At 31.3% G+C, this 20,435-nt stretch carries 14 protein-coding genes and 2 pseudogenes; 4 read left to right on the top strand and 12 right to left on the bottom strand.

Annotation, left to right across the window (positions count from 1 at the left end):
* Positions 1 to 43: 43 nt before the first annotated feature.
* Together MKX31_RS07590 and MKX31_RS07585 are read right to left on the bottom strand one after the other, a co-directional pair.
* On the bottom strand, positions 44 to 1,054 hold the full coding sequence (locus MKX31_RS07590) for a fatty acid desaturase family protein (RefSeq protein WP_002189230.1): 1,011 nt from the start codon (positions 1,052 to 1,054) through the stop codon (positions 44 to 46).
* A 220-nt stretch (positions 1,055 to 1,274) separates the two neighbouring features.
* Complete coding sequence (locus tag MKX31_RS07585) at positions 1,275 to 2,306, bottom strand: serine hydrolase domain-containing protein (RefSeq protein WP_064476385.1); 1,032 nt, start codon at positions 2,304 to 2,306, stop codon at positions 1,275 to 1,277.
* A 323-nt stretch (positions 2,307 to 2,629) separates the two neighbouring features.
* On the opposite strand from MKX31_RS07585, the gene MKX31_RS07580 reads away from it, so the two are divergent.
* Both MKX31_RS07580 and MKX31_RS07575 read left to right on the top strand, forming a co-directional pair.
* A complete protein-coding gene (locus MKX31_RS07580; RefSeq protein WP_064476386.1) occupies positions 2,630 to 3,349 on the top strand; it encodes a 4'-phosphopantetheinyl transferase family protein in 720 nt (239 codons plus the stop codon).
* A 216-nt stretch (positions 3,350 to 3,565) separates the two neighbouring features.
* A complete protein-coding gene (locus MKX31_RS07575; RefSeq protein WP_064476387.1) occupies positions 3,566 to 4,405 on the top strand; it encodes a dimethylarginine dimethylaminohydrolase family protein in 840 nt (279 codons plus the stop codon).
* A gap of 171 nt (positions 4,406 to 4,576) precedes the next feature.
* Here the strand turns inward: MKX31_RS07575 and MKX31_RS07570 are convergent.
* From MKX31_RS07570 to MKX31_RS07555, 5 genes and pseudogenes are all read right to left on the bottom strand, one after another.
* Positions 4,577 to 4,783 (bottom strand): annotated as a pseudogene (locus MKX31_RS07570) (branched-chain amino acid transporter); the annotation flags it as partial.
* Positions 4,784 to 4,818: 35 nt separating this feature from the next.
* Positions 4,819 to 4,920: pseudogene (locus MKX31_RS29225) on the bottom strand (copper resistance CopC family protein); the annotation flags it as partial.
* Positions 4,921 to 5,135: 215 nt separating this feature from the next.
* Complete coding sequence (locus MKX31_RS07565) at positions 5,136 to 5,555, bottom strand: VOC family protein (RefSeq protein WP_064476389.1); 420 nt, start codon at positions 5,553 to 5,555, stop codon at positions 5,136 to 5,138.
* Between the two features lie 85 nt (positions 5,556 to 5,640).
* On the bottom strand, positions 5,641 to 6,996 hold the full coding sequence (brnQ, locus tag MKX31_RS07560; RefSeq protein WP_064476390.1) for a branched-chain amino acid transport system II carrier protein: 1,356 nt from the start codon (positions 6,994 to 6,996) through the stop codon (positions 5,641 to 5,643).
* 235 nt (positions 6,997 to 7,231) lie between these two features.
* Positions 7,232 to 7,924, bottom strand: a complete 693-nt coding sequence (locus MKX31_RS07555) for an FMN-dependent NADH-azoreductase (protein WP_340980474.1) — start codon at positions 7,922 to 7,924, stop codon at positions 7,232 to 7,234.
* 294 nt (positions 7,925 to 8,218) lie between these two features.
* Here MKX31_RS07555 and MKX31_RS07550 point away from each other — a divergent pair, with 294 nt between their 5' ends.
* Positions 8,219 to 9,184 (top strand): arsenic resistance protein, encoded by a 966-nt coding sequence (locus MKX31_RS07550; RefSeq protein ID WP_064476391.1) that lies wholly within the window; start codon positions 8,219 to 8,221, stop codon positions 9,182 to 9,184.
* A gap of 127 nt (positions 9,185 to 9,311) precedes the next feature.
* On the opposite strand, the gene MKX31_RS07545 is transcribed toward MKX31_RS07550, so the two are convergent.
* Entirely contained in the window at positions 9,312 to 10,559 is a 1,248-nt protein-coding gene (locus tag MKX31_RS07545; RefSeq protein ID WP_064476392.1) for a DUF4153 domain-containing protein, read from the bottom strand.
* Between the two features lie 1,321 nt (positions 10,560 to 11,880).
* On the opposite strand from MKX31_RS07545, the gene alr reads away from it, so the two are divergent.
* Complete coding sequence (alr, locus tag MKX31_RS07540; protein ID WP_064476393.1) at positions 11,881 to 12,996, top strand: alanine racemase; 1,116 nt, start codon at positions 11,881 to 11,883, stop codon at positions 12,994 to 12,996.
* 982 nt (positions 12,997 to 13,978) lie between these two features.
* On the opposite strand, the gene MKX31_RS07530 is transcribed toward alr, so the two are convergent.
* The 4 genes from MKX31_RS07530 to MKX31_RS07515 form a co-directional block, all read right to left on the bottom strand.
* Positions 13,979 to 14,845 carry a hypothetical protein gene (locus tag MKX31_RS07530; RefSeq protein ID WP_340980473.1) on the bottom strand — a complete coding sequence of 289 codons (867 nt, stop codon included), beginning with the start codon at positions 14,843 to 14,845 and terminating at the stop codon, positions 13,979 to 13,981.
* Between the two features lie 486 nt (positions 14,846 to 15,331).
* Positions 15,332 to 15,520, bottom strand: coding sequence for a hypothetical protein (locus MKX31_RS07525; RefSeq protein WP_340980472.1), 189 nt, complete (start codon positions 15,518 to 15,520; stop codon positions 15,332 to 15,334).
* Positions 15,521 to 15,687: 167 nt separating this feature from the next.
* A complete protein-coding gene (locus MKX31_RS07520; RefSeq protein ID WP_340980471.1) occupies positions 15,688 to 18,048 on the bottom strand; it encodes a P-loop ATPase, Sll1717 family in 2,361 nt (786 codons plus the stop codon).
* Positions 18,049 to 18,495: 447 nt separating this feature from the next.
* Complete coding sequence (locus tag MKX31_RS07515) at positions 18,496 to 20,415, bottom strand: TnsD family Tn7-like transposition protein (protein WP_340980470.1); 1,920 nt, start codon at positions 20,413 to 20,415, stop codon at positions 18,496 to 18,498.
* Positions 20,416 to 20,435: the final 20 nt, after the last annotated feature.

Here is a 20,435-nt window from a genome sequence, read left to right as displayed (position 1 = left end):
TTAAATTTCCATACAGCCTATGTAGCACAACACGTATAATGATCTATTTCCCTTTCACTTTATTCCAAAATGGTATCCGTCCTTGTATATCATCTATTACAGAGGAGAATCCTGGTGCAGTGGAAAAAAAGAACCCTGTACAATGATGCGCTTTTTGATATTCTTCATCTTTCATTAAAATAAGATGAGCTTTCTTTATGTTAAAGTGTGGAACAGCAGGGAACAAGTGATGTACCAAATGGTATGAGTTTCTATGAGGATGAATGAGAAAGCGCTCAAACCAATTCCCAAAAGAATTTCTTGATGCAAATATCTCATTTTCCGATTCTAGTCCTGCATGTTCGGCCATTTCAGCCCAATATTTTAACATTTGAAAAGTTGTTAAAAACGGAACTACCCAAAATAAAATCAACTCTTGCCAGAAACCGAAAACAATTGAACAAATAATGATAGCGCCCCAATATAGAGTCCTGATTATTTGATCAAATCTAGGTTCCTCTTTTGCATATGCTGTTACTTTGATCATTCCAATCAAATAATTCGGCACATGTACTAAGAACAAAGGCTTTAAGCAATGCTGAATAAAAAATTTCATTTTATTTTTAGTCGGTTTATCTAACCCAACAATTTGATACCTTTGCTTATCAGGGTCTATCTCACTCCATAAATACCTGTGGTGATTCATGTGACTCTTACAATATGCTTTATAAGAAATCATTATCGGATAAGCAGCAAAGAAACATGCAACCCACTTATTTAATTTACGATTTTTAAAAAGCATACGATGACTTGACTCATGCATCATAATATCAAGGCCACGCATACGGCTACCAATGATAACAATACTAATTAAATACATCCACATAGTAGGGATAAAATAATTCAATGCAATTACTAAGGACACAATACCCCAATCCAACCCTATAGCAAAAAAATTATACCAATTGTTGGTTTTTTGTAATTCGCGAATTTCCAAGTTGATTTCTTTCGAAAAACGATGCTTCTCTAACTCTTTCTTTTGACTTTCCCCTAAATCGGTAGTTCCTCTAATCATATTATTAACTCCTTTATATAGAAATTAATGCTGTTGATTTATATCAGGAATCCTTCATTTAAATCCTTAACAAACACCCTTAGGCTCTCAAAATTTATACTCTAATTAATCCTTTAAAGCGAACAATCCAACAGTTTTTATAAGCAGATTAACTCTTAGTTAAATATTCATATCCTTTTTTATTTTGTAGGTATCAAAAAACATCCATGAATCTCAAAAACTAAATCTTTTTTCCAGAAATTAATTTATCAATCCCATTTTTAATAGGAACTACATTTTGTTCTACATTAGACATAATATGGAGTTGCATCTTAGACTTTGCATTTACAGATGAATGAACCCTCACACCTGGATCAAATCCAAATACAAAATATTTGAGAATCTCATCATTTTCCATTGAAATCCAAACACCATATCCATAATGTAAACTATTATTTTTCACATAAGGAGTTAACAACTGATTAGTGTACTCTTTATTTAAGAGTTTCCCATTAAATAATCCATTCCAAAATTCTCCTAAATCTAAAACTGTTGTAAAAGCCCCTCCATCTGGCCCACCAACTATAGGGACCGAATAGATATTAGTTCTCCAAGTGTTATCATCTTTATTATCTATATATCCAAGTGCAGTTCTTTCCGGCAGTTGATCCATCCGGAAATATCCTGAATCTGACATGCCGCAAACTTGAAATATATGCTCTTTTACATATTCTGCAAACTTCATCCCTGTCAATTTTTCTACAATCAAACCAAGTAAAATATAACCTGCATTACTATAAGAAAATTTACTTCCAGGATTAAACTTCATATGATAATTTTGAAACATAGGCAGAAAATCTGCAGGAGATTTAATAGAATACATTGGGGTATCCTTCCATAAATCTTCAAAATCATCCATTTCTTCTTCATCAAAATAATCTGGTATGCCCGAAGTATGAGTTAATAAATGATGAATTGTAATACCTTCATAAAAATGTGGGAATGGGTCTTCTAAACACTCTTTCAAACAGGTATCAAAAGTTAAAACACCCTTTTCAACTAATTGACATATTGCCACTGCAGTGAAAATTTTACACCCAGAAGCCATACCAAACCGAGTACGTGATGTATTAAAAATTTGTTCACTTCTATTCGCATATCCAAATCCATCTTCAAAGATCTTTTTTTTATTTTGAATTAAAATCGCACCTGAGAATGGTAATTTATCATCATAATTCTTTATAAATTCTTTTATTTCTCCAGAAATTATCACTTACCCAATCCCCTTTTATTTTTCTGATTTTTCCAACTATTAAACAGGATTAATTGTAACTTCATTTAATTTTCAAAGCAATCTAAAATACATAACAAAACTTGAGAAACTTTTTTAATAATTGAATTGACTTCAAAAAAAATAAAACATAAGTTTGTTCATTTCTTCAAAATAGCTATACAATAACACTTAATATAATTCACATGATTTCTCAATAAATCTTATATCACTCTCTATAATGTAATGGTAGTTGATAAATAATAAAATTAATTATACATTTAAATTCTCTTGAGACTATTATTTATATTGTTAGTGAGGTCATTATGAAAAAAATTGATAGTTACTTAGAAATTATTGCAGTTAAATTAGGAATTTTACTACCCTACAAAGACATAGAGCTGAAACTCACAAAATTACCTAAAAATGAAAGGGAAAGAATTTTAAGATTTCATAAATTAGAAGATCAACAAAGAACATTATTAGCTCATCTATGCATCAGAAAATGTTTAGAAAAAATTTTACTCATACCTGCAGATGCTATCTCTATAAACAGAGATCGAGCAGGCCGCCCTTTTTTAAATAAATATCATGGTTGGAAGGGGGATTTTAATTTATCTCATTCTGAAGAATGGATTATATGTGGACTTACTTCAAATGGAAGAATTGGTGTAGACATTGAAAAAATTCAACCTATAGATTTTTCCATAACCGAACTATGCTTTACTCAAGAAGAACTTGACTATTTTCAGCATATTCCTCACGATAGACAGTTATCGTTTTTCTTTGATATTTGGACTTTAAAAGAATCATTTGTTAAAGCGATCGGAAAAGGACTTCTATATCCATTAGATAGTTTCGGCTTCAATATGGACGATTGGTCCCAAAATAAAATAACATTACGGAACACTAATTCCACTTTTAGTCAATTTTATTTCTACCTAAATCGGTTAGAGCAAAATTACACTATCGCGGTTTGTTATACAGATTGGGAACAGATAAACAATTCATCTATAAAGATACTAGATTATTCTGAGTTCCTATAATTATTTTACGTTTTTTCTAGAACAATGATACACCCGGCGTTATAAAAAACTGAAAATACAGAAAACTATAACTTATAATAATCACTTAAATTATTATAAGCTCAATCTTTTTTAAGTTCATATTTTATTACGTTTTATCTTCTGTATCCAAAAATATTTTAAGCTTCAATCATCGTATAACAATTTAAAAATCACCTATATTGGAGGATTATTAGAATGAGTATTTTAAAGTCATATTGCTCAAGTGAATATAGTACGTTAAAAAAAGTTGTACTATGCGAACCATTATATATGAATATTTCTAGCGGTATAAACAAGACCCAAAAATATTTTATCAATTTAGGCTTTAATGTAAATCTAGCGAGAGAACAATACTCAAAATTTATTGATATACTTAAAGAAAATAGAATACACACTTTAATGCTACCTCCTGAAGTACGCTTTCCCGAACAAGTTTTCACGAGAGATATCGGTTTTACTGTAGGGGAAACTGTTTTCATTTCTAACATGAAAAATGAAGTTCGTAAAGGAGAAGAGCAAATTTTCAAGAAAATATTATTAGAAAAAGATATTACTTATATAGATTGTATTAATAGTCATATAGAAGGCGGCGACGTCATTATCGATCAAGATATTGTATATATTGGCGTAAGCAATCGAACGTTATTTAACTCTGTAATAAAACTTCAACAGTTGCTCACACACTATGAAATAATTCCCGTTCCTTTTTCCAAAGATTTTTTACATTTAGATTGTGTTTTTAATATCATTTCACAGGAAGAAGCTTTAATATATCCACATGCATTTAGTAATAGTACACTAAACATGTTATCAGATCGTTATAATTTAATAGAGGTATCTAAAAAAGAGCAATTTACTTTAGCAACCAATGTATTATCTTTAGGCAATGAAAAGATTATTAGTTTACCCAGTAATACTAAAACAAATAACGAACTGAGACGTAGAGGTTATGAGGTTATTGAAATTGACTTTGGAGAGATTATAAAATCTGGTGGATCTTTTCGCTGCTGCACTCTTCCTCTGCAAAGAGAATGATTAAAAAACTACGCTTTAAATGCTCTCATTTAAAGCGTAGTCTACAGTTACTGGCTTTCTCTACTAATATGAATCCTACATTTATCATACAACTACCTATAATATAAACTGCCATGATGATGTATTCTATATATAAGGGTTATAGGATTAAATGCTATAACCTTTTTTTACTTAACCTATTTTCTTATTCTCTCTAGCTGCTGGTTGAACTTGATTTTTCACTCCTAAAACATTAATACCCTCCCCAATAAATCCACCGATAATCGCGAGGAAAATCCAGTCTAACCCTACTACCTGCATCGTGAACAGATGGCTTACTACTTCAATGTTAACTCCAGCTGCAATTAATCTATTACATAAACTGATGATAAATGTTATAGCCTCACCGCATTTAATTTTCACAACAGTTAGCGCTTCTTCAACATTTCATTTTCAGTAGGGTTCGATTTCACAACATACCCATGAGCAGCGGCACTTTTTGGTACCCCTATAATGAAAATGCACTCTATTAGCAACTATGCCTCTAGCCTTCTTATTACTTTCACACTTCACTTATTTTTCATCACTATACTTTTCTTACATATACTTCCTAAACTATATTCCCATCCTAAGAATTTAACCTCATTAAATATAAGGAACTCTATAGCAGGATGTTCCACCTAAAGAAAATACACAAATTAAAAAGGCGTCACGCAATTACGCAACACCCTTTTTCAATCATAAAATTCCTCTACTTCTCTTCCGGATAATCACAATACTCAATGATTGTTCCCTCTGTATCCGCTGGGTTAAGATATATTAATCTTCTACCGTGCTTATTAATCCGAAGTGTATGCTCTAATGTCCGAATACCTTGTTCTTTTAACTCTTCTAGAGCCACATCTAAATCATCGACACGATACGCAACGTGATGAACACCTTTACCTTTTTGTTTAATAAAACGGGCAATTGGAGATGTCGTATTATTCGTCGGTGCAAGTAATTCAATTCTATCTCCATCCACTTCAAGAATGGCTACTTCGCTTTCCACACCAGGAGCTTCACTTACGTAACGATCTATTAAAGTTCCTAGTAACACATTTTCATAAAAACGTATCGTACTATTTATATCTCGAACTGCGATGCCGATATGATCAATTGTTTTTTTCATTTTATTTCCCCTACTACTTTATTTTTTCTATCCTTATCAATAGTAACAAAAAAAGTTATAGAAACAAGTTCTATAACTTTTTTATTTAACCTATTTTCTTATTCGCACTAGCTGGTTGAACTTGATTTTTTGCTTTTAAAACGCTAATGCCATATCCGATAAATCCACCGATAATCGCTGGGAAGATCCATCCTAATCCTACTTCTTGCATCGGAAGGAATTTAGTGAACACTCGGCTTACTACTTCAATGTTAACTCCAGCTGCACTTAATCCATCGAATAAGCTGATGATAAATGTTACGATTAAGCTCACTTGATAAACTTCAGCTCTTCCTTTGAATAATGAATGGAAGAATGTTAAGAAAATCAATACGATTGCTAGTGGATAAATTGCTGTTAGTACTGGAACAGAAACTGCGATTAATTGTGTTAATCCTACGTTTGCAACAATTGCACTAAATACACATAGCGTGATGGCAATCGCTTTGTAAGGAACACTTGGGAATAACTTATGGAAGAATGAAGAACATGCTGATACAAGTCCCACACTAGTTGTTAAACACGCTACTGTAATCATTAATCCTAATAATACTCCACCATATGATCCGAAATAGTAGTTAGAAACTTTCGCTAATACTTCTCCACCGTTCTCTAAATGTCCAAGCTTCGCAACACTTGAAGCACCCATATAAGAAAGAGCTGTATAGATAATTGCTAAAATAGATGCTGCAATGATTGTCGCTTTTGCACAAACGATCATAATCTGTGTTTTCGTTTTTGCACCTTTTTCTTTAATTGCATTAATGATGATGATTCCAAATACGAATGATGCAAGCGTGTCCATTGTTAAGTATCCTTCTTGGAATCCTTTAAAGAATGCATGTGATGTATAAGCTTCCACTGGTGCTTGCATATCTCCAATCGGATGTATAAAAGCAACGATTACTAAAATACCAATGAAAGTTAACTTAATTGGCGTTAAGATTTTTCCAACAATATCGACAATTTTCGCAGGATTTAGCGAAAAAAAACAAGTGATGCTAAAGAATACAATTGTGAAAAGAATTAAAGGTGTAGAACCTAATCCTTCTGGCATAAACGGTTTAAGACCAATTTCATAAGAAACATTTCCTGTTCTTGGTATTGCAAATAACGGGCCAATCGCTAAGTATAAAACTGTTGTAAACACAATCCCGAATACTGGGTGAGCACGACTTGCTAATGACTGTAAATCATCTTTACCCGAAAAACCAAATGCCAGTACACCTAGTAGTGGTAATCCAACACCCGTTACTAAAAATCCAGCGTTAGCAATCCATACATTCTCTCCTGCCGATTGACCGAGCATTGCCGGGAATATTAAATTTCCTGCTCCAAAAAATAGTGCAAATAACATTAATCCAATAACTACTATGAACGAAAACGGTACTTTATTCGCCATAATATAACCCCCATTCAAATTTCCTTATCTCATTTTCCATTTTTAACTAATTGAATTTTCTGAATATTCAATTCGACTATCAACTATTCTTGAACTTATTATAGTTTGTCATATAATATTTTGCAATACTATTTTCAAACTTTTCATTTATTTTATAAATATACATTTTTTAACATAGAAATAGACTAAAAAACCAACATGGTCATCCATGTTGGTTTTTTACATTTACTATCAATTAAAATTTTGCCGCTACTTTCTTAACGTTCTCTAAACCTTCTTCAACAATTTGTTGTGAACGATCTGGATATTGATTGTGCCCTTCAATTACAACAGTCTCTGGATTTGTAATTCCCCAGAACCCAAGCACATTCGTTACATAATTAACCGCCATTTCCATAGGAGCCATTTGTTCTGAAGAATAATCCGAACCACGCGCACCTAATACAACGACTTTCTTATCATCAGCTAAACCTACTGGGCCATTTGCTGTATATTTAAATGTTTTTCCAGCTTGAGATAAGTATGAAATATATGTGATTAATGGTGCTGGCACTGTGAAGTTCCATAGTGGGAACGCAAATACAACTTTATCAGCTTCTAAAAACTGATTTAAATATTGATCTACCTTAGCTACAGCCTTCTCTTCTTCTGCTGTTAACTCCATTCCTTGACTACGTTTATATCCACCTGAAATCGCGATATTTCCGTAATACGGCAGATCTAATGCGAATAAATCTAACTCCGTAATTTCTGTATTTGGGTTCGCTTCTTTATAAGCACTTACAAATGTTTCATACATTCTTGAACTAACTGCTTGCTCCGCCGGACGATCGTTTGCTTTTACAAATAATACTTTTGACATTGTTTTATTCCCCTCTACTTTTGTATTTTCTTCTTTTTTACCAAATAATGAGCTAAATAATCCCACTTTCTTCACCTAAACTTTCTTATCATATTCATTATTCATCATCATAAAAATTCTTATTCTAGTAAAAAGTTCCAATAGATACCTTAAGTAAAAACACAAAAAACTTTTTGTTATTTAATTACCTTATGTAAGTGATTGTAATACAGTAACTTACTTTAGTCAAGTAACTTTAAATAAAAAATAATATCTCGGATTAAAAATAATGACCACAATACAATTCATACACCAATTGTAACTTTATTGTTTGTATAATGGATGTAGAGAGGGCAATTCATATTTAGAAAGGATTTACTCATGAGCACTATAGAAAAGATTCAAACTTTTATTATTCTTTTTGCTGTTACATGCGGCATCGTACTCGGACAATTTCATTTGATACATATGTATTCAGAGCAATTTATTGTCCCCTTCTTATTTTTCATGCTGTATGGATTATTCCTCAGCATTCCATTGAAAGAAATAAAAAATGGATTCCGCAATTTAAAATTTGCTGGAACGAGCCTTACTATTAATTTTTTATGGACACCTTTACTCGCTTGGGGATTAGGAGCACTATTTCTTTCCGACCATCCAGCACTTTGGGTTGGATTTATTATGTTAATGGTTACTCCATGTACAGACTGGTACTTAATCTTTACTGAAATAGCGAAAGGAAATGTAGCACTTTCTACTGCCATTTTGCCTGTAAATTTAATTTTGCAAGTACTACTCCTTCCCATTTATTTATTTTTATTTGCTGGTGTCATGAAGACTGTAGCGGTTTCTGTTTTAGTAGAAAGTATTGTTATCGTAATCGTCTTACCATTTGTACTTGCACACGCTACAAAATTCATTATGTATAAAATGAAACAAACTGAAACACTCGAGAATAAACTCATTCCGTTTTTCAGCTCTGCGCAAATTGTATTTTTAAGTTTAGCAATTGTAGCGATGTTTGCATCACAAGGTAAATATTTACTACAAAATATGAATGTTGTTTTACTATTACTCATTCCTGTTCTATTGTTCTTCATCATTAATTTTGTACTTGGACAATTTATCGGACGCATGATGCGTTTATCTTATAAAGATACAGTTAGTCTAAGCTTAACAACATTAGCAAGAAACTCGCCTGTTGCACTCGCTATTGCTGTAACAGCTTTTCCAGACGAACCTCTTATTGCACTTGCATTAGTGATTGGACCATTAATAGAACTACCAGTACTTGCTTGTGTGTCACAAGTGTTATTACTTATTAAGAAAAAAAAGCAATATACATAATAAAAAAACGTCCTACTTTGGGACGTTTTTTTATTTTAGAGAACTTATAGAAGTAACGATCATTATCGACTCTAAGGATTTTATACGTGATAGAAAATTAGCTTGTCGTTACATTTACTATGTCTTTCTAATTAAAAATTATAGGAAAAGTAAATATTACGAAAGCTGCCCAAAGTCCGTAGATTGGCAAATACTTCGTAACAGCATCTTGAATAGCTGTCGGTCCTGATTTGTTTTGTAGAAAACGCATATAGGAAAACATAATCCAAATGAGATTTGCCCAAATCAGTATGTTTACGCCTAAAACAGCAAGTCTATTAGGTGTAATCCCGTAAGAAGAAAGTCTGAATACGATGGCTGATAATGCGACAGTGTCAATAATAAGCGCCAGAACAATTAAGGCAAAATTTATATAATCTGAAATGCTCTTTTTCTCGTCTGAATCACTCTCAACGATAGAAAATATAGTAACAGCCAATACACCAAGGAGTATTACGTTGAAGGCCATTAGGAAATCACGATCCAAGAATGGATTTTTCGCGACCCAAATTACCGTTATAAGATAAATAAACAATGTGATCAGGACGAGAGGACTAAAAATTTTAGATATGTATGGTGTAATATTTTTAGCAAGTTTAAGATTCAATGATACTAAGTATGCAGCCACTACAGCGAGAGCGGCAGCTCCAAATAATACAACATTACTAAAATAGAATTCTCCTATATCCAAATCAACAAAGCTAAATAACTTCATGGTGAATACTGCTAGTATCATTCCGCTCACTGCCATGCTCGCGTAGAGAAGACAATATTCTAAATTAAATTTAATATAAGCTAATCTTGTACTGCCTTTTGAATATTCATTTCCCGTAAACGCAAGTCCCAATAAGACCCATAACAATATAGGAAGATGTAAATACGCAAGGATACTGCTGTCTTTATAATTTAATGGCAACATATTAAGATACAACCCGGCAATTAGGAACAACGCTGCAAGGAAATAAATAATACTTTTTTTCGGAGTATTATTGTAAATAAAATAAGCAGCAATAAAGGGAATTACACCAAAAGCCAAGTTAATTGGAGCAATTGCTTCCTGCTCGACAAAGTGGAAAATGATTCTAGTGCTTAGCCCAGCTAGAATAGCTAACATGCCCATGAATAAGAAACCTTTTTGAAACAGCGATATTTTTTCTTTATCTGCCGTCTCCTTGAAATGCAACCTTTCATACCAAGCAGCTAGCACCTGAGAATCAGGATTTTTATCCCATGCTTGTGAGAATGACTTTTTAAAAGCTTTCGGGTCTTTTCTATACATTCTCTCCAACTCATGAGGATTATCCATATTTTCAATAATCAAATTGTTAATGTCCATATTTATACCTCCTCTAATTATAAAATAAAGTTGTTACCTTTTCCATAAAAAGCACCACACTTATTTATTATGTTTTTGATTTTAATATAATTTTTATCGTTTTACAATAAATTTTTATTAATTCATACGATATTTTTATTGCATATTTTCACAAATATTAGTGTAAGCTACTTTCGGTTGTGCTCTTAATTGCTTATTTCCATTTTCTAATTCCTTATTTTCCCTTTATATAAAAGAAGTTCCCTATAAAATAGATTTTTTCAGTGTCTACTCTATAGGGTACAGTTTAATTGGCATACTTTTTTATTTGTTGAAACCACTTGTCCCAAAGTAAAGAACTTTTTCTTCCGAATTTTTATGCTTCATAGTTTTTTAAAATTAAAATACCTGACATAAAAAGTACCTTCACCTATAAAGGAATATTTTTTCACCTGTAAATTGTAAAATGTACCTTATGACTCACGAAATAGTAATGATAAATATATAAGTTTCCTAGCCAAAAATAAACTCTAAGCAATCCTAAAATATCTAATCTTCCTTTATATATTTTCATCCACTTTAAATAAGATAACAGCAACTTCGATTTGCTTTTTACTACTCTTTTATGAATCAGTATCTTTTAAAATAATCACATTTTATTTACCACATTAGAAATTTGTTTATTATGAAAGTAGACTTTTTCTTCTAAGTATTTCGCTACTTCTGGTTTCAACCCTTGATATAGGCTCGTTAACATTTTTATTTTAGCAATAGTAGCTCTTTTATTACTAAATTTATTTTCTAACACATATTTAAGATGAAGAACAAAACTCAAAGTTTCAAAATGTAAGAGAAAATGAAAATGTCCAGAGATAAAAAAGAATTTTAATTTACAATAAATTCTTTTAAAACATAATAAATTTGTTTAAAAAATGCTGGTCATGTTATTTAACAATTGGGCCATTTAATAGAATAACTCCTTATACAATTTATTTGAATTTAATTAATCTAAAGGGGGATGACCCACCATCATATTTTCTAGCTACCATCTATCATAGTGGTTCCACACCCTACCATAAGACCGTAAAAATACTTATTGTGTGGACCTTTTTGGATTAGTGCAGGTATGTAAAAATTTTAGCAATGGTATGAATATAGTGTTTAACGCCTTTAAGCTTACAGACGGCCGTCCTGTATAGTCTCCCTTATGTGTTGGAAGTTAATTAATTCCCTAGGAAGACGAAAAAAAGTCTGCTCTTAAAAAGTTCACAATCAGTGGGCAATCGGTTTAATGAGCTACTTGAAACGATCATTGAAAATTCACCTAAAGTGGGGGGAAATGATGTATAGACCAATATGGACTGAAATTAGCCTTAGTAATATTTCACATAATATTAGTGAATTTCGAAAAATAATACCTAACTCAACAATAATAATGGCCACCGTAAAAGCGAATGGTTATGGGCACGGTGCTGTCGAGGTTTCCCAAAAAGCGATTAATAGTGGAGTGGATTATCTAGCGGTGGCCAGTTTAGAAGAAGCTATTAAACTACGAAAATCAGATATTCAGGCACCTATACTTATACTTGGATACACACCTCCATCAGCATCGAATCATGTTGTTTATTGGGATTTAACACAATCAATTTTTGATATGGAACATGCAGAAGCTTTATCAAATTCTGGGCAAATCTTAGGAAAACAGGCAAAGGTTCACGTCAAAGTCGATACAGGAATGGGACGATTGGGACTTCAAGCAGAAGGAGCAAGTGATTTTATCCATATCGTGTCAAAAATGGATGGCCTTTATCTAGAAGGAGTCTACTCGCATTTTGCTACCGCAGATGAAGCCGACATACGGTATGCAGAAAAGCAAAAGAACCGATGGAGAAGGTTATTGGAAGAATTGGAGAAACAAAAAGTTTCTATTCCCATATTTCATATTGCCAATAGTGCTGCAACAATAGAAATGCCAGATATGACCTACGATATGGTTCGTATTGGTATTTCAATGTATGGCCTTTATCCATCTAAAGAGGTGAATAAAACAAAAGTTAATCTTAAACAAGCAATGCAGTTAAAAACCAAAGTCATCTATATCCAGACACTTGAGAAGGGAGATGGCGTATCATATGGAGCAACTAGCGTTGAAAGAGATAAAGCAATTATTGCAACTATTCCAATTGGTTATGCAGATGGGTATTCGAGGCGATTATCTGGAACGGCTTATGTCCTTATACACGGACAAATAGCTCCTGTTTTTGGTAGAATATGTATGGATTTTTGTATGATTGATGTTACTGATATTAAGGATGTAAATATTGGTGATGAAGTGGTAGTTTATGGAGGTCAAGGGGATTATTTCATATCATTAGATGAAGTGGCAAATATGTTAGGAACCATATCGTATGAAGTTGCTTGTAACTTGGGTCAGAGAGTTCCTAGAATTTACAAATAACCAGCTAAAGACAGTATTTATCATAATTATCTCAATTGTTATGTATTAGGTCACTATGTTGAAAAGATATGAAATGGATGTAGCTTCATAACCCTTTTTCCAGAATAAATACGTAGCTTTATTCAAAACATGTTCTTTGTTAATATTTATACTTCTACCTAATTTACAACACTCCCATTCATATAATTTATTTTGAAATCAAGCCTTCCATTCATGAGATTTTATTTAATGTTCAAATCAGAATTTTAACAGAATTAACGGAAAATTATTTCCTTCTGATTTTCCTCTAGCCTAGTTAATTGTTCCCCAGTCTAATTAATTTTTCCTTTTGGACACTTCAATTGGACCAAGCTATATTAAATTAATATGGTGGAAAATTGTTTCCACCATATACAATGCACCTTCATACCCAGATGTTCCAGATAAATATAGCTTGACTAATTGTAGAAAAAGCATGACATAAATTTGTCATGCTTTTTCTTTTCTATAAATATTTTTTCAAACCTAGTCTGTTACAGAAGCTTTTACTCAAGAAAGAACTTTTTTATTTATTGACACCACTTATGTCCTTGCATAAAAAAGTTCTTTACTAGAAAACCTTTAAATCATTGTATTTTCGAATGAGTAAAGAACTTTTTTATTTCTTGATATATGGCCAATTTCATCTTCTAATTTAAGCCTTAATAGGATTTCCCCTATATAGTAAAGAACTTTTTTATCTTTTATTTATATAGCTACAGTCAGTTTCGAAACTTCCTCAAGTAAAGAACTTTTTTTCCCGACTCAATTCTTCGGACGATGTCTATATTACTTGATTAAAGGCTATATATAAACCCTAATTTCATCACATAGAAAAAGCTATCGTTTTGAATAAAGTATAATCAAAACAATAGCTTTTCTTAATACTTTTTGTTCAATTTTATAACAAATTATGACTATTTTAGAATACAGCTTATTAAGAATATATCCTCAATTTATTTTATTAATTGAATTCCATCTTGCTGTTTAATATATCATCAAACATTTGTATAATGTGCATTGGGAACCATCTTAGATTTATATTTCCATCATTCTGTTTCATTTCACTAAAATCCATAATACAAGGTGTCCCCTTATATTTTTCTAAGGGGTTAATTAAATTTCGAATATAATCCACACTTTTCTTTAATTCATCTATTCTAAATTCCATTAAACAAGATTGTATGCGTTTTATACATTCTTGTAGTTCTTCCAAATATCCATTAACTACAATGCTGAGTGGTAATTTTTCTAATTCGCCCTTAACGGGATTCCCCCATGAATCATAACTTCTTAGTAATTCATCTCTATCAAATGTAACAATAAGAGAATAATCTATTCCATTATCATCATTTGCTCGTTGTCCAAGACTAACATTACCTACTGGCATGCCACAATGTTGCGAGTAGTTCCTAAGTTTATACAGAAATCTATAAGCAAAATAATTATCATATTCTTTTGAACAGACTTCTTTAAATTTCTTTACCTGCTCACTATCCTTACCATATTCCTTTTTCAATAGATATTCTGCATGATCTAAGTATGTTCGAAAAGTAGATAAGTAATTTAAAACTCGTCGGTTTATATCTAGTATTATTCTCCTTATCAAAATCCAGCTCATTTGAGAATTCTTTTTATATTGCTCACTGTACTTTTGTATAGTTGAATGTATTTCTTGATAGTTCAGCTCTACAGTCATGTATAGACTTAGATCATTTTCGAATCGATTTACTTTTGCTAAATGTAATGCATATTCAGAATAAACTTCATTATTCAATTCACTCACTCTTGTTAGTTTTCTTTCTTCATTGACCACACCTAAATACAGCATTTCCTTCCTCCTAAACACACTCGTAGGTTTCTACCCTTATTTGAATTAAATATTTTATCACTCTTTATTATTAATTATCGGACTTTTTTATAAATAATCAAACGTTTTTACAAAGGTACCCCCTAACCTGTTACAGAACCTTTTACGCAGGAAAGGACTTTTTTATTTGTTGACACTTATTGTCTTTGCATAAAAAGTTCTTTACTAACAAACTACTTAATCATCGCATTTTCGAATGAGTAAAGAATTTTTTTACTTCTTTTTATATAGCGATTTTTATCTTTAAAATTAAAATTTCGTATGACTTTACTATCATAGTAAAAAACTTTTTTATCTTTTAGCATTTAGTAAAAATTCAAGTTAAAATGTACCTTAAGTAAAATAAAGACTTTTTTACGTTGACTTATGTAAACTGCTTATTCATTATATTTCAGGTGAAATTCACTTTAAGTAAAAAAACTGCAACAACTGTTGCAGTTTTTTTACTTAAAGTGAATATAAAATTGTTTCTACTAATGTAGTTGTACCAATAATTAAAGAAATAATCTTTTCAAAATCACATGAAAAATTTATTTCTAAGTTATCTTCACTTTTTTTAAATCCAAATTTAATCATTTTATCACCCGCCCCGTTAGGGCAAGTGACATACCCCATAAAGATAGAAATGTTATACATTTAACACCCTTCCACCAATATGTTGTTGTCTTTTATAATATCCTATCAAACCAATTCATATCAGTCAATATAAACACTGGCAAACGAACTAGTAAAGAGCTATTTTATCTTTTTAAACTTAATGCAAGATATACGAAAAAAGCACTCCATAAAGAGAGTGCTTTTTTCTAATGAACGCTCTGTAATTTTTCAATTACAAGGTATTCATGAAATGCAGGATGTATTTGATACCTTTTAGATTGAGATTTTCGTTCTGATAATCGTTGGGCAAGTTTATCTGTAATTTGTTTAGACCTTTTTTCGCTATAAAATTCAAACTTCCCTTCTTGAATTTCTTGTCCGAGAAAAGTCATGTCGCAGAGAATACTAATTAACTGGTTAATATCCTGTGAACTATTTTTCTTTATACACTCTTCTAGTTCTTCTTGAGTAACAATTGATTTTTCACCTGCAAATTCATAAAGTATTGATTCTAAATTCTTTATTCTATTACCATTTTCAGGGAACAATGACTGCAGAGCATATTCTGAATAAGAATATTCGGCTGCTTTAAAGTCCTCTTCCTCTACTCTACTATGCCCCTTATTAACAGCTTCTTGAAGCGCTGCTTTAAATAAGAATATTATATCCCGTGGTCGTGGTAAAATTAATTTTTCAATAAACTGCTTTAATGGAGTTTCATCTACTGTTTTACAGAAATACTTTTCCCATAACTCATCAGGACTTGATACACCATTGCTACTATAATCAATTCTATTCTCAATGATTCTGAATAACAACCGTGGTTCTGACCAAGTTAAATGTTTCATTGGAATTTTATCTCTTTCAGAGGCATAACTCATAATTCTAGAAAATATATCACTTCTTAAAAATACTATTAATGATAAATTTACACTTACATGCTTATAAGTCGATCTTTGAAATTCTTCAGTAATTTTGTGAATCACATTTAGCAATCCGAATAGAAGGTTGCTCAAATGCTCTAATTCTGCATTATCATTCCAACTTTTATCCAAATTATCTATAAGAATACTAACTTTTTTTCTCTTGTGTAGAATATTTCCTAAATGATCTCTTAAATGCCTAATCATTGTATCATGTAAAAATTCACTAACTTTTAAACGTTGTTGCTCCATCGATTCTGATTCTTTTAAAGAGCTAAGACTAAGAACGATATTCTCTAACCTTAATGTAAAATCTGCATTTATAAACCGTTCATTTTGTTTTACAAACGTAATAAAATTTTGTTCATCTTCTGTAATTTGATGATGCAATGGTTGATCTTCTAAGTGGTCAAAGTATTGCTTTGCTAATTCAGTATAGATAAGATATTTCCATATACTCTCAATTAAGTGTCCCTGTTCCGAACTACTAATTAACTTAGTAAGTATACTTAAAACCCCTTCAAACTCATGTCCTTGAGGTTGTATAGTAATAATGAAATTTCTTTTATCTGATGATAGTTCATTTTTTAATTTTATTAAATTAGCTGTTTTCCCCGTACCCTTTCTACCTACAAATAAAACCTGTTGTGACGTTAAAGCTTCTTTATATTCAGCAGTTTCAAGAAAATAATCCATTAAGTCTTGGTTTTCATTTTCAGCTACGTAATCACCAATTATAAGATTTGAAAGTTGTCCTAATGCTTTTTGTTCTGCTCTAAACCCTCTATAATCCTCGGCAGAATTTCTAAAATCCTCTATGATTGGATCAATAAATTCTTTAAAATAAGTTTCGCATTGTGCAGCATCAGAGTGTATCTTTAAAATATCATGATAGTCTAAAGGAGTTATATACGGTTTATGAGCTAGCAATAGTGTCTTTATCCCCAGACCATTTGATAAACCAGCTACTAACGCTTTTCTGGCAGCGACTATAAGATTTTCTTTTCCGCTATCATTTGTATGAAAATGTATAATTACTCCTAACGAATTAGGTAATAGATTTAGATACCAACTTAGTGGTTGAGTCCCTTCATATGGATCATCTACTTTTTGGGGAACTTGAGATTTGTTAAGTATCGTGTTAATGACATTAGAAGCACTTGTATTCGCCGCACATTTCAAATAAATTAAATTTTTAGAAAAATCAACTTGACTACTTGTAATATCTATTGTGTCAGCAAACTCATGAGGCATATCTGAAAAAAAATTTTTTGTAAGTTCTTGAGAGTTTTCATATCCCGCATAGCCAATGGTTGTAAGCGCGCTTAGACTCTTATAATTGGAAACTGCGTTAGCATGAGATGCATTAAGCGTAATCCAAATTTTTTTTTGTTTTGAGATAGCATAACCCAGTTCATAAAGTACATTAAAATTCAAATAAGTAAGGTCACATATAAATAAATCACATCTATCAATTGCATCTAGTATACCTTTAATAATATATTTTCCACCAATCGCTAGATCTTCCCACGTTGTTATCTCGATATTTTTCGATTCATTAATTTGTTTTACTGCTAATCTAATATCTTCCAATAAGTCTTCCTTATAGCATGAATAGGCATAAAATGCTTTTTTTATCCTCAAAATAATCAAATCCCCTTTATCCTAGTTCTATAAAAAATGTCCTCTTAAATATATTAGGTTTTACAAAAATAACTAATTATTGTAAGTTCTATTTCTAGATTACCACATTATCAGAAGAATTCATCTATTCTAAATAAAAAACATCCGCCCTTAAACCTATATTCGTTTTTCTCTTTATTGAAATATAAAAATTAAAATAACAACTTAGACCATCATTAATCCTTCAAAACCTCTTAATAGCCTTTCTCGCTTTGAAATTATAAAATAAAAAAGCACAACATTTGATCGTCATGCTTCTTCACATTGCTTTCAATAATAAGTTTTTAACCCTAACTTGTTACAGAACCTTTTATACAGTAAGGAACTTTTTTACGCTAGCTTATTTCAAATATTTTAAATCTACCCCATCACATTATATAAGTTGAATACCTTACATAAACTCGATTTTTATAAATTAATCTCTTTCATTTCAACTAGTTTATTATGAGATTCGACTTGCTCTTTCATATAATGTTCAATTTCCAAATCAAGTTCCACATAAAGATTTGCTAGCGTTTTCATTTTACAAATAGTAACTACTTGATTTCTACATTTATTATCTAATAAATTTCTAATTCTTCTCTTCTGAAAATCATTCCTGTTTTCTATAACAGAATTTATAAACTCTTGAAACAACGGATACTTATCGCCATTCTTTATCAACATATTTGGATTTAAACCCATATATTTCAACAGGCCCGTTCTTGTAACTTTTTGCAGCAATCCCTTTTCTTTTTCAAATAACGTCCAATTTGCAAATGCTTTTTGAGCAGCTTGCAATAATTTTTTGTCCATTTTTTTATAATACTTATCACTATTTTTAATTCTACATCTCTTAGGTGGCAAATGCTTTTCTAACCACACCTTATCATGACTTTGTATCCAAGAAAACACTGCGGGATTCAAACGTTTCAATTGCGTACGTTTCAGTTGCGGATTTCCCCTAAAAATTTCCCCCCACTGTTTTTTATATAATTGAGTTCTTTCTTCATCAGTAAATTTTTTACGTCTTCCTGTCCCACGAGTAGTTATATTCTGTTTCCCATTCATTATTTGTTTACTTATTCTCCTAACTGTAGGACAACTCAAGTTTGTGATATGACTAATTTCCACAACTGACATTTTTTGAGCTAATAGTTTTTGAAATTCCTTACTCCATAAATCTCCTCTCTCAATAATACGCTGGGAAAAATTATTAACTTCTAAAGGAGATTGTTCAGGTAAAATCAATCTATATTTAAATCCACAATTACAAGTAAAGTCACCTTGTACCCTTCTATATTTCATGTGAGGACTAATATCTAAAGTTTCTACACATTTTTCTAAATAATGATCGGCTAATGGATTCATACAAATCCACGGCCCTGAACCAAACGGTTGATAAGTTTGATTATTCTCATAAAATCGCCTTACACTACCACATAATAAACGCATTATCAATATATGCCTTACTGGATGTAGATATCTGATCCTATGCTCCTCAGTAACACACCTTACCCAGCATAAAGGATCTTCTGGACTTAAATATGAATTAAATAAATCCAAAATTTCTTTAGGATAAACATCTAATATCTTTTCTGCCAACAAATATCTCCTCTTAATCATTGGATAACCAATTCCATGAATTTTTAAGAGTTCCATATACTTATTATAATAATACGTATGTGGATAAACCGTTAATTTCTCAGTAAATAAATACTCAATATCCTTTGCTATATCGAGTAAAATCTTAAATGATTTCTCACTTACCTGTATTTCTTCTACATCTGATTTCTTATCATCAATATTAGGTATAATAAATTTATTAAGATTCATATTATGATTTTTGCTGGATAACTTAGTTAAACAAATTTTATGCTTCGTACAAACTAGCACTCCCGAAATTTGATGAAACCTATTCCAGAAGCCTTCTCCATACGTTTCAATTTGATTTTTTAAACATTCTCTACAATAATATAAGTGTTGTTTTCTTTTTACATCATCAAATCGTTCTGGTATTATACGTGTTGGATTTGAACTTCTATCTTGTCCATTAACCTTAAGTAATACTTTTTGATATTTGTTCGGATCCATAAATTGACGAAAAAGGGGTAATATAGAATGTTTCTCAACAAAGTATTCTGTGGTTAGATTCTTGGACATACCTTTTAGTTTTTCTGCAATTAAATTAACCCCACTAGGAACATCAACATAAAAATTTTTTTCATAACTCCCTAATAAACTTAATAGCGTTTCATGTTTAGTTTTATGTCCAGAGTGATAATGGTAGCGAGCTATAATGCTATAAAACAACTCGTTTTCATATGGAGTCGGAAAATAACTAATCATAATAAACCCATCCTTATAGA

The organism is Bacillus sp. FSL M8-0063, from assembly GCF_038005545.1.
Classification (GTDB): Bacteria; Bacillota; Bacilli; order Bacillales; family Bacillaceae_G; genus Bacillus_A; species Bacillus_A wiedmannii.
Note: the sequence above shows the minus strand (reverse complement) of the source record. Positions and strands in the feature narration are given on the sequence as shown.

What these genes read in the sequence shown, in the direction of transcription:
- MKX31_RS07530 (WP_340980473.1), bottom strand. Translation starts at nt 14,845, where the DNA reads ATGCTGTATTTAGGTGTGGTCAATGAAGAAAGAAAACTAACAAGAGTG.
- MKX31_RS07580 (WP_064476386.1), top strand. Translation starts at nt 2,630, where the DNA reads ATGAAAAAAATTGATAGTTACTTAGAAATTATTGCAGTTAAATTAGGA.
- MKX31_RS07590 (WP_002189230.1), bottom strand. Translation starts at nt 1,054, where the DNA reads ATGATTAGAGGAACTACCGATTTAGGGGAAAGTCAAAAGAAAGAGTTA.
- MKX31_RS07515 (WP_340980470.1), bottom strand. Translation starts at nt 20,415, where the DNA reads ATGATTAGTTATTTTCCGACTCCATATGAAAACGAGTTGTTTTATAGC.
- MKX31_RS07575 (WP_064476387.1), top strand. Translation starts at nt 3,566, where the DNA reads ATGAGTATTTTAAAGTCATATTGCTCAAGTGAATATAGTACGTTAAAA.
- alr (WP_064476393.1), top strand. Translation starts at nt 11,881, where the DNA reads ATGTATAGACCAATATGGACTGAAATTAGCCTTAGTAATATTTCACAT.
- brnQ (WP_064476390.1), bottom strand. Translation starts at nt 6,996, where the DNA reads ATGGCGAATAAAGTACCGTTTTCGTTCATAGTAGTTATTGGATTAATG.
- MKX31_RS07545 (WP_064476392.1), bottom strand. Translation starts at nt 10,559, where the DNA reads ATGGACATTAACAATTTGATTATTGAAAATATGGATAATCCTCATGAG.
- MKX31_RS07525 (WP_340980472.1), bottom strand. Translation starts at nt 15,520, where the DNA reads ATGTATAACATTTCTATCTTTATGGGGTATGTCACTTGCCCTAACGGG.
- MKX31_RS07565 (WP_064476389.1), bottom strand. Translation starts at nt 5,555, where the DNA reads ATGAAAAAAACAATTGATCATATCGGCATCGCAGTTCGAGATATAAAT.
- MKX31_RS07550 (WP_064476391.1), top strand. Translation starts at nt 8,219, where the DNA reads ATGAGCACTATAGAAAAGATTCAAACTTTTATTATTCTTTTTGCTGTT.